Origin of the sequence: Moritella sp. PE36, from assembly GCF_000170855.1 — a bacterium.
Lineage (GTDB): Bacteria > Pseudomonadota > Gammaproteobacteria > Enterobacterales > Moritellaceae > Moritella.
The window spans coordinates 143705-157988 of the sequence record NZ_ABCQ01000005.1; the positions used below are offsets into that span (position 1 = coordinate 143705).

The 14284-nt window shown below is 40.1% G+C and carries 15 protein-coding genes; 11 read left to right on the forward strand and 4 right to left on the reverse strand.

Annotated features, from left to right (window positions below; translation table 11 throughout):
* The first annotated feature begins 2 nt into the window (after positions 1-2).
* The 7 genes from PE36_RS05530 (at position 3) to fghA (ending at position 8256) form a co-directional block, all read left to right on the forward strand.
* The gene (locus tag PE36_RS05530) at positions 3-2051 is read left to right on the forward strand and encodes a chemotaxis protein CheA (RefSeq protein WP_006030976.1); all 2049 of its coding nucleotides are present in this window, start codon (positions 3-5) and stop codon (positions 2049-2051) included.
* Between the two features lie 17 nt (positions 2052-2068).
* On the forward strand, positions 2069-2605 hold the full coding sequence (locus PE36_RS05535; protein WP_006030977.1) for a chemotaxis protein CheW: 537 nt from the start codon (positions 2069-2071) through the stop codon (positions 2603-2605).
* A complete protein-coding gene (locus tag PE36_RS05540; protein WP_006030978.1) occupies positions 2598-3446 on the forward strand; it encodes a protein-glutamate O-methyltransferase CheR in 849 nt (282 codons plus the stop codon). Before PE36_RS05535 ends, PE36_RS05540 begins: the two co-directional genes overlap by 8 nt.
* 46 nt (positions 3447-3492) lie before the next feature.
* Positions 3493-4557 carry a chemotaxis response regulator protein-glutamate methylesterase gene (locus PE36_RS05545; protein WP_006030979.1) on the forward strand — a complete coding sequence of 355 codons (1065 nt, stop codon included), beginning with the start codon at positions 3493-3495 and terminating at the stop codon, positions 4555-4557.
* The gene (locus tag PE36_RS05550; protein ID WP_006030980.1) at positions 4544-5755 is read left to right on the forward strand and encodes a methyl-accepting chemotaxis protein; all 1212 of its coding nucleotides are present in this window, start codon (positions 4544-4546) and stop codon (positions 5753-5755) included. Before PE36_RS05545 ends, PE36_RS05550 begins: the two co-directional genes overlap by 14 nt.
* A gap of 466 nt (positions 5756-6221) precedes the next feature.
* A complete protein-coding gene (locus PE36_RS05555) occupies positions 6222-7352 on the forward strand; it encodes an S-(hydroxymethyl)glutathione dehydrogenase/class III alcohol dehydrogenase (RefSeq protein ID WP_043993995.1) in 1131 nt (376 codons plus the stop codon).
* Positions 7353-7410: 58 nt separating this feature from the next.
* Positions 7411-8256, forward strand: coding sequence for an S-formylglutathione hydrolase (gene fghA, locus PE36_RS05560; RefSeq protein ID WP_006030982.1), 846 nt, complete (start codon positions 7411-7413; stop codon positions 8254-8256).
* Between the two features lie 58 nt (positions 8257-8314).
* Here the strand turns inward: fghA and trmL are convergent, their stop codons facing one another.
* A complete protein-coding gene (gene trmL, locus PE36_RS05565; protein ID WP_006030983.1) occupies positions 8315-8779 on the reverse strand; it encodes a tRNA (uridine(34)/cytosine(34)/5-carboxymethylaminomethyluridine(34)-2'-O)-methyltransferase TrmL in 465 nt (154 codons plus the stop codon).
* Positions 8780-8858: 79 nt separating this feature from the next.
* Here trmL and PE36_RS05570 point away from each other — a divergent pair, with 79 nt between their 5' ends.
* On the forward strand, positions 8859-9095 hold the full coding sequence (locus PE36_RS05570; RefSeq protein ID WP_043993996.1) for a hypothetical protein: 237 nt from the start codon (positions 8859-8861) through the stop codon (positions 9093-9095).
* Positions 9096-9135: 40 nt separating this feature from the next.
* On the opposite strand, the gene PE36_RS05575 is transcribed toward PE36_RS05570, so the two are convergent.
* Together PE36_RS05575 and PE36_RS05580 are read right to left on the reverse strand one after the other, a co-directional pair.
* Positions 9136-10428, reverse strand: a complete 1293-nt coding sequence (locus PE36_RS05575; RefSeq protein ID WP_006030985.1) for an ATP-binding protein — start codon at positions 10426-10428, stop codon at positions 9136-9138.
* 104 nt (positions 10429-10532) lie between these two features.
* A complete protein-coding gene (locus PE36_RS05580; protein WP_043994001.1) occupies positions 10533-11216 on the reverse strand; it encodes a response regulator in 684 nt (227 codons plus the stop codon).
* A gap of 426 nt (positions 11217-11642) precedes the next feature.
* Here PE36_RS05580 and PE36_RS05585 point away from each other — a divergent pair, with 426 nt between their 5' ends.
* The 3 genes from PE36_RS05585 (at position 11643) to PE36_RS05595 (ending at position 13735) form a co-directional block, all read left to right on the forward strand.
* Positions 11643-12533, forward strand: a complete 891-nt coding sequence (locus tag PE36_RS05585; protein ID WP_006030987.1) for a cation diffusion facilitator family transporter — start codon at positions 11643-11645, stop codon at positions 12531-12533.
* A 37-nt stretch (positions 12534-12570) separates the two neighbouring features.
* A complete protein-coding gene (gene cysE, locus PE36_RS05590; RefSeq protein WP_006030988.1) occupies positions 12571-13350 on the forward strand; it encodes a serine O-acetyltransferase in 780 nt (259 codons plus the stop codon).
* Positions 13351-13510: 160 nt separating this feature from the next.
* Positions 13511-13735 (forward strand): cell division protein ZapB, encoded by a 225-nt coding sequence (locus PE36_RS05595; protein ID WP_043994012.1) that lies wholly within the window; start codon positions 13511-13513, stop codon positions 13733-13735.
* Between the two features lie 50 nt (positions 13736-13785).
* Here PE36_RS05595 and rraA read toward each other — a convergent pair whose 3' ends face one another.
* The gene (gene rraA, locus PE36_RS05600; protein ID WP_006030990.1) at positions 13786-14271 is read right to left on the reverse strand and encodes a ribonuclease E activity regulator RraA; all 486 of its coding nucleotides are present in this window, start codon (positions 14269-14271) and stop codon (positions 13786-13788) included.
* Between the last annotated feature and the right edge of the window lie 13 nt (positions 14272-14284).

Below are 14284 nucleotides of genomic sequence, written 5' to 3' on the forward strand. Positions count from 1 at the left end.
GCATGGATATCGATCTTAAACAGTTTCATCAAGTGTTTATTGAAGAGTGTCTAGAAGGACTGGAGGTGATGGAAGCTGAACTGCTAAAGTTAAATCCTGGCTCGGTAGATAGCGAAGTCATTAATACAATTTTTAGAGTCGCTCACTCAATTAAGGGCGGTGCAGGCACATTCGGGTTTCATCAATTAACGGCATTTACTCACGTAGCCGAAACCTTACTTGATGATTTACGCGCAGAAAAACTGACCCTTATCGATGGTCATATTAACCTTTTTTTACAAACTGTAGATTGTTTAAGAGCGTGGATCCAACTGTTAGCGGATGATTCGGAATCAATTCCTGATGCGGCAGAAAGCTTAAAACAGCAATATAATCAATTCTTACAACTCGATGTTAATCAGGACCTATCATCTACGGGTGATGAGCCGCTAGCTAAGCCGCCAGTGATGAAGGGACTCGATGATGGTGATTGGTTGATTCACTTTGTTCCTGGGCAAGATATTTTAAAACAAGGTAACGAGCCGCGTTTAATTTTTGCTGAGTTACAAGATATGGGTGAACTTAAGGTGATGCCTAAATTTGACAATATACCTTCGTGGAATAATTTATCACCTGAAGATATCTATGTAACTTGGGATCTTGAATTAATCAGTCAGGTAAGTGAAGCACAAATAAAAGAAGCCTTTGAGTGGGTCGAAGATGAATCAACCATTATCATTACAACTCCAAGTACGCGAACTCAATCAATAGCAAGTGAGACATTGGCTACTGATAATAAGATGTTAGCAGAGTCGAAACCTTCTCCAGTTACAACAAACAAAATAACGAAGACTAAATCGCCTGAAACGAATTCAATTCGCGTATCCATCGATAAAGTCGATGCTTTAATCAATATGGTTGGTGAACTTGTGATCACGCAAGCAATGTTGGAAGAACTCGGGCAAGACTTTTCTGTTGAAAAACTACCGGAATTAAAAAAAGGACTGACTCAGCTCTCTCAACATACCCGAGAAATGCAAGATAGTGTGATGAAAATTAGGATGTTACCGATTCAATTTGCCTTTAATCGTATTCCCAGAATGGTCCGAGATTTAAGTGCTCAATTAGGTAAAAACGTCGTGCTTAGAATACACGGCGAAGAAACGGAACTGGATAAGATCATGCTGGAAAAGCTCTCTGATCCCATTGTGCATCTTGTTCGTAACGCCTTAGACCATGGCATTGAAACCATTGAAGAGCGGAAACTTGCAGGAAAAAGTGACGTCGCTTACCTTGATATTAATGCTTTCCATCAAGGTGGCGAGATTATTGTTGAGATCCGAGATGATGGCCGAGGGTTAAACAGAGATAAGATCCATGCCAAGGCTATTGAAAAGGGCATCGCGAATAAAGATCAGCGTTATAGTGATAATCAAATCGATGAATTTATATTTTCGCCTGGTTTTTCAACCGTCGAAACGGTGAGTGATATCTCTGGGCGTGGGGTCGGTATGGATGTCGTAAAGCGCAACATTGAATCGCTCGGTGGTGATATTAAAATTGAATCCACGACAGGGGAAGGCAGTTGTTTCTCGATCCGTTTACCGTTGACGCTCTCTATTATGGATGGTCAACTCGTCAAAATCGGCAGTAAAACCTATATATTACCGATCATGTCAATTATTGAATCGTTGCAGTTAAAAGATGGCATGGTGACCAAGTTGGCCGATGATACCGAGGTATTTAAACTCCGGGATGAATTCATCTCTATCATTCGCTTATACAAAGTACTGAATCATAAAACCAATCTCAAGTGTATTACCGATGGTTTATTAGTTGTTGTTGAATGTGGCAATCAAAAATATGGTTTATTGGTTGACGATTTAGCAGCGCAACAACAGGTTGTTATAAAAAATCTAGAAGAAAATTTTATGAAGGTAAGCTGTGTATCCGGCGCTACTATTTTAGGTAATGGCACGGTTGCGTTAATTTTAGATATTGCTGATATTGTAAAACGTGTGACCAATGAACGCCATCAACAGCAAGGTCCGCGTGCACATGTTGCCGCTTAAAATAGGACGGAATAGGTATGGAAAATAATAGGCTGACCGACATCGAGATGGGTGAACAATCCACGCAGTTTTTGACTTTTATAATGGCTGAAGAAGAATATGGTGTGGAAATATTAGATGTACAAGAGATCCGTGGCTGGGAGGCATGTACAGAGATCCCCAATATGCCTGCTTATGTTAAAGGCGTCATTAATTTACGCGGCACGATCGTCCCGATAGTCGATTTACGCCAGAAATTTGGTTTAGAACATATTGAATACAGTGCCATCACTGTCGTGATCGTAGTAAAAGTATTGGTCGATGACAAATCCAAGGTGATGGGACTTGTTGTTGATGCTGTTTCAGATGTACACACTATTGCACATAGTGAGATTAATTTACCGCCACAATTAGGTCCAGATAATGGCCCGAGTGTCATTCGCGGATTGGTCTCAATTAAAGATAAAATGGTGGTGTTATTAAGCTCAAGTTTATTGTTGGATTTAGAGCAATTTCAAGATATTGAAAATATGAATGTGCATAATGCACAGGCATCAATAGTTGCCAATGGTTAGTCTCGTAATACCACGATTAAGTGGCGATATTTTCGGGTTGCTATCAAATAGCCTGATTATGCAGGATGCTGAATTTCAATATCTATCGCAACTGGCTTTTCAAAAATCAGGTATTGTGATCAATGGATCCAAACGCGATATGCTTTATGGCCGAGTCATGAAAAGGATCCGTCATCTGAGATTAAGTGGATTTTCAGCTTACTGTGAGTTATTACAAGATAGTTACACTGGTGAATTGAGCGAATTTATTAATGCGATCACGACGAATTTAACCGCCTTCTTTCGTGAAGAATATCATTTTGATTTTTTACAGAAAGTGGCGTTACCAGAATTTAAGTCCAATAACACAGATAAGAAACTAAGGATCTGGTCTGCGGGTTGTTCCACGGGTCAGGAGCCATATTCAATTGCTATGAGTATTGAGAGTCAATTACCTCATTGGGATGCAAAGATATTAGCAACAGATTTAGATAGTGATGTTTTATGTCGTGCGCAGCATGGTATTTATGCTGATCTTGTGGGTATTCCAATCGCTTATCGCACCCAGTATTGCTCAGATATGAATACCCATCATCAGTATGTTATGGATGAAAAAGTGAAACAGTTGATTTCGTTTAAACAGCTGAACTTGCTAGAACCATGGCCAATGACAGGTCTTTTTGATGTAATATTTTGCCGTAATGTCTTAATTTATTTTAATGATGAAACGAAGAAAAAACTGGTGCAAAGGTTCTACTCATTACTTAAACCGGGTGGTTATCTTTTTATTGGCCATTCTGAAAGTCTGCAAAGTTATAACACCCATTTTAGTCTTGTCGGTCAAACGATTTATCAACGTTAACCTTGTTATTATTTTCATATATTAACGACACTATAAGGATCCTTTTATGCCGAAAATAAAAGTGCTGGTTGTCGATGACTCTGCATTAATGCGAAAAATATTAACCACACTACTCAGCTCTGATCTGGGGATTGATGTCGTTGGTAGCGCGATTGATCCTTTTGATGCGCGCGAAAAAATTAAAAAATTACATCCCGATGTATTAACGCTTGATGTTGAAATGCCGGGAATGAACGGTTTATCTTTTTTAGATAACTTAATGCGATTACGTCCTATGCCTGTTGTCATGGTCTCAACACTGACGTCACAAGGTGCGCCAGTGACATTAAAAGCGCTGGAGTTAGGGGCGTTTGATTTTATTGCGAAGCCTACTGATAACAGTATCCAATCATTGGGTGATTTTGGCGATGAACTTTGTACTAAAGTTAAATTAGCCTGCCGTGCAAATTTACGTGTCATGCGAGAACCGCAAACAACTTTGCTTACAAGCCAAGAAATACAAGAAGATAGATTAATCGCTATTGGTGCATCAACGGGGGGAACTGAAGCATTAAGAGAGTTATTAACCCCATTAGTACCACCTTTTCCTCCTATTGTTGTGGCTCAGCATATTCCCAAACATTTTAGCGGGGCATTCGCCAAACGCCTAAATGATAATTGCTGCTTAACTGTGATTGAAGTAACAAGTGAAGAAGTCATTAAACCTAACCATGTGTACATAGCGCCTGGAGATTGCCATTTAAAAGTGCAGCGATCCGGACTGCGTTATACTTGCCAATTAGACGATGGCCCTGCTGTAAATCGACACAAACCGTCTGTTGATGTGTTACTGGGATCTGTCGCTAAGACCTATGGTGATAAAGCCATAGGGGTGATGTTGACCGGAATGGGGAAGGATGGTGCCGGAGGATTATTGGCTATGCGTCAAGCAGGTGCTTTAACCATAGCACAAGATGAAGCGTCATCCGTTGTCTGGGGCATGCCTGGTGCCGCCGTCAGGCTTGGCGCGGCTATGGACATATTAAGCTTGCCGCTCATTGCGCCTAAGTTAGCCGCATTAGTGCAGAAGAAAACAGACAAAGTTAAAAGGGCTGCTTATGACACGATTTAGTTTATTTCAAGGTGCTGCGCTATTGCCATTATTACTCATGTTAGTTCTGCAAGAGTGGCTTGCTGCAGGTGCCGCTGTGGTGACATTAATATTTGTGTTGATAGCGGTTGTGTCAGCTAAAAAACGGTCAGAGAAGCAAAGGTTAGAGGCGCAAGATCAAGAAGTACTTGAAAATAGCACCGCAGTGAATACCAAAGCGATGTTGGTCGCTATGCTGCAGCAAGAGATCCCACCACACATTGATGAGTTAAAAAATGATTTAAATAAAACTCAGAATATTAATAGCGAATCATTTTCCACTTTAAATAGTGCTTTTTTTGAATTATTGCGCATGTCAGCAGAGCAATCCGCATCTTTACATAAAGTACTGCTCAGTATTTCTAAAGATAAAGCCTTAGCCCTAACAGGGGAGGAATATGATGATCCTGATGCTATTGATTTAAAAATATTCATTGAATCAACACACCAATTTCTCAATATTTGTTCTGATTTAATGATGGAGACGACAGCGCAGAGTAATGAGGCGGTAAATAAGATCGCAGTGATGGAAAGTCAGATGAATAATATTAATGGGCTTGTTGATAATGCACAGAAAATCGCTAGTCAAACCAATTTACTTTCCTTGAACGCAGCCATTGAAGCCGCTCGGGCAGGTGAGATGGGACGTGGTTTTGCCGTTGTAGCACAAGAAATTCGGTTATTATCTGATACTTCAAATAAATTTAATGAGCAGATCAGAGGGCAAGTGACACAAGCGATGACCACATTCGTCGAAGCGAAATCAATGGTTGAATCATTAGCGAAAGATAATGCTGAAAAGTCATCACAGACACAAGCGCGGTTACAGCAAGAATTAATTAAATTTGCGCAGTTAGAAGAAAATTTAGAAACGAACTTAGATAACCTCATGAGTTTATCTGTCGATACCCAAGCATGTGTTAATGATTCAGTTAGAAGTCTGCAGGTTGAAGATATTATCAGCCAATTATCGGAACATAATGTGTTGCAAGCGGAGAATATGAAACAAGTATTACTGGCGTGTAGCGAGTTGTTATCTGCAGAGGAAGATGCCGAACAAGATACCTTTATTGATAAACTGAAAGCTGCCGCGGAACAGCTCAAGCAGCAGTCACTGCAAGTGCAAAACAAGACGATTAGCTCGGGGTCTATGGATGAAGGTGAAATTGAACTGTTTTAGACGATCCGGTAAATAACCCCTGTAAATAATTATATGCGTAACAGCATGTTGTGTTGTTTGTATCTCTTACCCACCTATGTTATTAGCAGTGGATTAGGTAATCATGCTTTGTGGCTGGCAATGAATACCTTTTATGCTTGCTCGCGGTTTATCACTTGCTTGGTTGCTATACCCGTCGCTACAAGAGAAGACCATGTCATAAATCCTATCGACTATACTGAATAAGTTTAAATCTTGCTGATAATACAGCACTGTTATCAAGCTCGTTATTAACGAAAAGGAAAGATGAAATTACCGCGGTATTTTTGTTTTTCTTTTCTATTGTTACACCAGGGTAAAAGTAATTTGTGTTTCAAGGGTATTATCATTTCTGTGCAAATGAATATAATGAACGCCATACAGTATGACTGGCCGAATACATAGATAGGTATTACGGCATATTAATTTTATCCCAATGGAGATGAACATGACTGACAAATTTATTAAATCTAAAGCCGCGATTGCTTGGGGCCCAAACCAACCACTATCCATCGAAGAAGTGGATGTAATGTTACCAAGAAAAGGTGAAGTGTTGGTTAAGGTTATCGCTTCAGGTGTCTGTCATACCGATGCATTCACATTATCGGGTGACGATCCAGAAGGTATCTTCCCTGTCATTCTTGGCCACGAGGGTGGTGGTATCGTAGAACAAATAGGTGAAGGTGTGACGAGCGTGCAAGTTGGCGATCACGTTATTCCCTTATATACACCAGAATGTGGCGAATGTAAGTTCTGTAAATCAGGTAAAACAAATCTTTGCCAACAGATCCGTGAAACACAGGGTAAAGGTTTAATGCCTGATGGCACGACACGTTTCTATAAAGACGGTCAACCAATCTTCCATTATATGGGTTGTTCAACATTTTCTGAATACACAGTATTACCAGAAATTTCGTTAGCTAAAGTGAATAAAGAAGCCCCGCTTGAAGAAGTATGCCTCCTTGGTTGTGGTGTCACAACGGGGATGGGCGCGGTAATGAATACGGCGAAAGTGGAAGAAGGCGCAACCGTTGCTATCTTCGGCTTAGGTGGTATCGGCCTTTCTGCTGTTATCGGCGCGACTATGGCGAAAGCGAGTCGTATTATTGCTATCGATATTAACGAAAGTAAATTCGAATTAGCGAAGAAATTGGGTGCAACAGACTTCATCAATCCAAAAGATTATGACAAGCCAATTCAAGACGTTATTGTTGAACTAACAGACGGCGGTGTCGATTACTCGTTTGAATGTATTGGTAACGTTGACTTAATGCGCTCAGCATTAGAATGTTGCCATAAAGGTTGGGGCGAATCAGTCATTATCGGTGTAGCCGGTGCAGGCAAAGAGATCTCAACCCGTCCATTCCAACTGGTAACTGGTCGTGTATGGCGTGGCAGTGCATTCGGTGGTGTTAAAGGCCGTACAGAGCTACCTGATTACGTTGAACGTTACCTACAGGGTGAATTCAAGTTAAGTGATTTCATTACCCATACTATGGGTCTTGAAGATATCAACGAAGCATTTGATTTAATGCATCGCGGTGAAAGTATTCGTAGCGTTATCCACTTCGATAAGTAATTAAAATATGCCCCGCTATTGAGCATCTAAATAGCGGGGCGACGAGTAAAGGTTTGTCATGTCTATAGAAGTGGTTAGTAGTAATAAAATGTTTGGCGGTTGGCAGCATCAATATAATCATGCGTCGAGCGTGTTAAATTGTCAGATGCGTTTTGCTGTGTATTTACCACCGCAAGCATCAAATATGCGTAAAGTTCCTGTGATGTATTGGTTGTCTGGCCTGACGTGTACGGATGAGAACTTTATGCAAAAAGCCGGCGCTCAGCGTATTGCTGCAGAACTGGGTATTGCGATTGTGGCACCGGATACGAGTCCGCGTGGTGAAGGTGTACCTGATGATGTTGACCAAGCGTATGATTTCGGTTTAGGTGCTGGATTCTATGTGAATGCCACACAGGCACCGTGGAATACGCATTATCAAATGTATGACTATGTGCTCAATGAATTACCAGCATTAATTGAAGCTAATTTCCCGGTGACACAAAAGCGTGTAATCAGTGGGCATTCGATGGGTGGACATGGCGCGTTAGTGATAGCATTACGCAATCCAGAACGCTATCGCTCGGTGACGGCATTTAGTCCGATTAGTAATCCAATCAATTGTCCTTGGGGACAAAAAGCATTACAAAATTATCTCGGTAAAGATAAAGCAACGTGGCAACAATACGATGCGAGTTTACTGATGGCGGAAGCGGATAAATTTGTACCTGCGATGGTTGAGCAAGGCAAAGATGATTCATTTGTGGATGAGCAACTTAAACCGAACATGTTGACCGCTGCGGCGGAGAAAAAGGGTTATCCTCTGACGCTGGAAATGCATGATGGTTATGATCATAGTTACTATTTCATCGCCACATTTATTGAAAAACATATGCGTTTTCATGCGGCTAATTTAGCGAAATAATGATTGTACATAATCTTATGATAAGGGTGATGGAGCTTGTATCTATCACCCTTTCTTTTTATTTTGAACCGGCAAAACCCAGTTGGCGCCAGCTTTCATAGATAAACACAGATACCGCGTTCGATAAATTCATACTGCGACTCTCTGGTAGCATCGGAATTCTTACCTTTTGCTCTTGTGGCAATGTATCGAGCACTTCTGGCGGTAGACCACGTGTTTCAGGTCCAAATAATAACACATCACCTGCTTGATATTGCGCTTCATGATGGTATTTCGTGCCTTTGGTGGTACAGGCAAAAATACGCGCATCCCCCACACAATCTAAAAATGCTTGATAATTAGCATGACGTTTTACGTCTGCAAATTCATGATAATCCAGTCCCGCACGTTTTACCCTTTTATCATCCCACTCAAAGCCAAGCGGCTCGATTAAATGCAATTTGAAACCAGAGTTGGCACAAAGGCGAATGATATTACCTGTATTAGGTGGGATCTCAGGTTCAAATAGTGCTATTTGTAACATAATAAAGTCTCAGTTCAGGGTTATATAACGTGGGTACTTTGCGTAGAATAGCAAATTTAACAACCTAATGGTAAAAGTGATGAAAAAGCGTAGTACTTTGATCGTAGCAGGCTTGATTATATTAAGCGCGATACCTTTTAGCTTAAATATTTTGATTAATATGTTCTTTGCAGATCTGGATACAGAAATGTATGAGAAGAAAAAGGCCCGGGTGGAACAGCGTCGACAAATAGAAAAGATGTTCCCTGAGTTAAATACTAAAGATCCATTACGTCCGCAATTCACTATTGATAACGTAGCAGAAGAGAAGCAATAATCGACTTCTCTTCTGTATTTTTTAAATATGGATGTAGATGTTAGCTGATTGGTATAGTGATAGTGATTTGCAAGCCGTGAGTTTCTCTATTGCTTGCCACTATCTTACCATGATGTTGCCTGATCGCATTTTCTGTAATAGCCAGTCCCAAACCTGCACCGCCTGATTCACGGTCTCGGGCTTGTGATACGCGATAAAAAGGTTTGAAGATCTGCTCAATTTCGTCTTCTGGTACGCCTGGGCCATCATCTGTGATCACAAACGTTATCTTATCGGTGTCGCTGCTGATAGCTAAATTAACCTGTTGGTTGGCATAGCGTAATGCGTTGCGAATGACGTTTTCTATGGCGCTGCCGAAAAGTGCAGGGAAACCTTTGATATTTAGATCTGGAATCGATTGATGGCTGAAACTTTTGTCTAATTGTTCCGCTTCGAAAATGGCATCATCGCAAATAGGCTGTAACAGTGAGTCAAGATTAAATGATTCTTTGGTTGTGGCATTTAACTGGGTTTTCGATAAGTTTAATAGCGCTGAGATCATTTCTTCTAAACGTTGCGATTCGTTATCGATACGTAAGATCTCTTTGGTCTCTCCATAATGGCGTTTAGATAATGCCACTGACATTTTTAACCGCGTTAAGGGCGATCTCAACTCATGAGAAATATCACTCAATAAACGATGCTGAAGTGAAATATGTTCACGAATAGAGAACATCATAGTGCGTAAACTTCGCGCTAATTCACCAATTTCATCTTGTCTTTGAGTCGCTGGCACGACGGCATCTAAATTACCATCGGTGATCTCGGCTGCGGTTCGTTGTAACTTTTGTAATGGTTTCGAAATATGCCATGCGAGTGACGCACATAATGGCATACTGACAAACATCGTAATGAAAAGTAATAGAAATGGTCTATCTAAGACATTAATTAACCATATATTGTGCTCTGCCGGTAACTGTTGTGCGGCATACAATTGGAATGGTTCACCACGTAGTTTTATGGGGATCGGTCCGGTCATTAACCAGTTTTTATATTGTTTTACTTTCGGTTGTGGCGATTCTTCACTTTGCAAAATAAAGCGGCGAATAGCCTTAGAGGCTTTGCTACTTGAAATGATATCGCCATTCATACGGACTAAATAAAAATGTTTTGTTTGTGCTTCTTTAGGGGTTATTAACACTTGTAATGGGATGGTCGGATAGCGATCAGCTGAGCTGGCAATATTATGTGCAATGCTATTTAAAATGCTGACTGAGCGCGGGTCGAGTTGTCTCATGACTCGGCTATCTAACGTCGGTAGTGCTATAACGACGGCAACAACGAGTAGTAGCATACACCAAAACCAAACAAAAATTTTAACGAACAGTTGATTCAATTTGCGTCTAAGCACGTGTTAATAACCTTATTTCAAAAATGATAGAAGTGTAGCGGGTTTGATTATGTATCTAACCACATATAACCACGGCCACGAAGTGTGCGAATGCGCATTTTTTCATCTTTTCTTTCTGGTAACTTTTTACGTAAGTTACTTAAATGCATATCAATACTACGGTCAAACGGCGTCAGTTTTTTCCCCAGTACTTGCTCGCTTAAATCGGCTTTGGTTAGGATCGTACCTGGAGACGAGATGAGTGCTTCTAATAACATCAGTTCGGTGCTGGTTAGGTCAAGCAGAATGGTTTGACACCATGCCTCTTGGGTTCGGCTGTTTATTTCAATATCTAAGTGTGTCAGCAATTCTGTTTTTTTAGTTGTTGGTGGTTCGATGCGACGTAATACAGCTCTAATTCGTGCTAATAATTCACGTTCACTGAAGGGTTTTGGTAAATAATCATCGGCACCCATTTCTAAGCCAAGTACGCGGTCAATCTCATCACCTTTCGCTGTTAACATTAAGACTGGAATATTGTTATCAACACGCAGTTTTTTTAATACTTCAAAGCCGTTTAGTTTTGGCATCATGACATCTAAAAGGACCATATCATATTGATTGCCTCTGATTGCGGCTAAACCGGCTTCACCATCATGCACCATATCGACATCGAAATCTTCGAGACTCAAAAATTCGGCTAGCAGTTCGGCCAATTCTCTATCATCATCAATTAATAATAGTTTAGTCATATTAGGTACTCTGTTAAGTGTTCTTATGGTATAGGATACTGGGTTAAGCAGTAAATAATTTGAAGATTTACTTTGTTTTACATTTTTTGGCGCAACAACAAATTGGTGATGCCTTGTCAGTTTAACTAAGATAGTATAATAAACAATGCTATCTGCAACTAAAGGGGCGGAGATTGTGACCACTACATGATGGCTTTATTTATGATGAGAAGTTAATTACGTAATATTTGTTACTATTATTTTAGATGAAGAGGCTAGTATAAAGTCTTATTTATATCTATATGCCTTTGCTATCCATAATAACAACATAATGTTTTTATTATGTCTATTTTCTTTGATTTTCAGCTGGTTTAGATGAATAACTTGACGTTGTTTTTCTACTGCCTCGGTTTATAATAAACGCAAGAGAATGTAAAAGGTAAGCTTGTGATAGATTCTGATCATGAACAGTTAGTCAAACGTGCGAGTTATGCATCGGTCGCAACTGCTGTTATTTTATTATGCAGTAAATTATTTGTCTGGTTTGCGACGGGGTCATCGTCGATACTCGCGTCATTGACGGATTCTTTTTTAGATATTGGTGCGTCCATTATTAATGTGTTTGCGATTAAATACGCATTAGTACCCGCTGATGAAGGGCATCGTTTTGGCCATGGTAAAGCTGAATCTTTGGCTGGGTTGGTGCAATCAGCATTAATCGTTGGGTCTTCGATTCTATTGATGTTACATGGTATTAGCGCCTTATTAGATCCGCAGCCAATTGTACGTTCAGAACTTGGTATCGCAGTCTCGATTTTTGCATTATTACTTACTTTTGTATTAATACGTTATCAAACATTTGTAGTCACTAAAACTGGCAGTATTGCGATTAAAGCGGATTCACTCCATTACAAGTCAGATTTATGGCTTAATGCTGCGGTATTAATTGCACTTAGCTTATCTGCTTATGGCTTTTATTGGGTTGATGGTTTGGCGACAATCTTGATATCCTGTTACATATTATACAGTGCGTATGAGATTGGTATGGAATCAATTCAGATGCTTCTGGATCATGAATTAGCGGCTGAAGATATTACTAAAATAACGACTATTGTTGCGAATACAGAAAATGTACTGGGATTACATGAGTTACGGACTAGGCAATCAGGTTATATGCGTTTTATTCAATTGCATATTGAACTTGATGACCACCTTACGTTGTTCCAAGCGCACGCTATTGCTGATAATGTAGAAACTAATTTACTCCGTGAATTTGCGAATACGGAAGTGCTTATTCACCAAGACCCGATTTCAATTGTAAAGACGAAAAATGATTAATATAAACGTGAACTCTAAATGTTGTAGAGGAATGAACATGGAAGATAAACTTTCAATGTCTTGGCTTAAAATTAGAGGTGAGGCTAAATTATTAGTTGAACAGGAACCTATGCTCGCGAGCTTTTTCCATTCAACAATACTAAATCACGATAGTTTAAAATGCTCATTGAGTTTTCAATTAGCAAATAAGCTCGGTAGCGCGACAATGCCTGCTATTTTATTACGTGAAGTGATTGAAGAAGCATTAAAAGCTGAACCGGATATTTTACATGCGGTTGCTGCTGATTTATGTGCAGTACAGGAACGAGATCCGGCGGTAGAATATTTCTCGACACCGCTCTTATATCTGAAAGGATTTTTGGCCTTGCAGTCGTATCGAATTGCGCACTGGCTCTGGAATCAAAAGCGTGAAGCATTAGCGATTTATTTACAAAACCAAATATCAGTGGTGTTTGCTGTTGATATTCATCCAGCTGCTCGAATAGGCAAAGGTATTATGCTTGATCACGCAACCGGTATTGTGATTGGCGAAACGGCAATTATAGAAGATGATGTGTCAATTTTACAAAGTGTCACGCTTGGTGGTACCGGTAAAGAAAGTGGCGATCGTCATCCGAAAATTAGAGCCGGAGTGATGATTGGTGCTGGCGCGAAAGTGCTGGGTAATATTGAAGTCGGCAGAGGGGCTAAAGTCGGTGCTGGTAGTGTGGTACTAGAGTCGGTACCGGAACACACGACAGTCGCAGGTGTCCCCGCTAAAGTTGTTGGTAAACCGGATTCTGATATGCCTTCATTAGCGATGAATCAAACAATTTGATGCATAAATGTCAGGGCTCACAATCAAAAACTAAATTCTGCTTGGGCGCATCATAAATTAACTAATAAGACTTGTTGTCGGTTAACTAGCGTTGTATTCTTCTAGTTAAGGGATAAGCCCTCTCAGCACAATATTGAATTCTTAAATCATGGGTGAAAAAATGAATTTTGACGTATTAGATAAATTAGAAAGTAAAGTTCAAACAGCAGTTGATACCATTACCCTTTTACAAATGGAATTAGAAGAGCTAAAAGAAGAAAACAACCAACTATTAGCGGATAATTCTGAACTTAAAAGCCAGCAAGACGTGTGGCAAGATCGTTTACGTTCATTGCTAGGCAAAATGGATGAAGTTCAAGAACTAGAAGAGCTAGAAGAAGTATAATTTGATTCAGAGGTATGGTTGAGAAAACCGATACCTCTGTTTCGATCCATTTATTCAATATCAAGTGGATCAGGGGATAATATAATACCTGTGCTGTCTGCATAAACATGATCTTCAGGTAAGAATGTCACGCCGCCAAAGTTAACCGCCACATCGAGTTCCCCAGTACGATTATCGTCTGCACCAACTGGAATAGAAGCAAGACTTTGAATACCGATATTGATGTTGTCTAATTGTTCGACTTCTCTAATACTACCGTAAACTATAATACCTTCCCATTCATTCTCAAATGCTGTCTGCGCAATATCAGAATCAATCAATGCTCTTCTTAGCGAACCACCACCGTCAATAAGTAACACCTTACCCAACCCTGGCAGCTGAACGGTTTCAGCGATCAGCCCTAAGCTTTCAAAGCATTTGATAGTGGTGATTTTACCGCCGAATGATGACTTACCACCGAAATTCATAAACATAGGTTCAACAACATCAATCATATCAGCGTAAATGTCGCATAGTTCAGAAGTATTGTATTCCATGAGCAGCACCTTT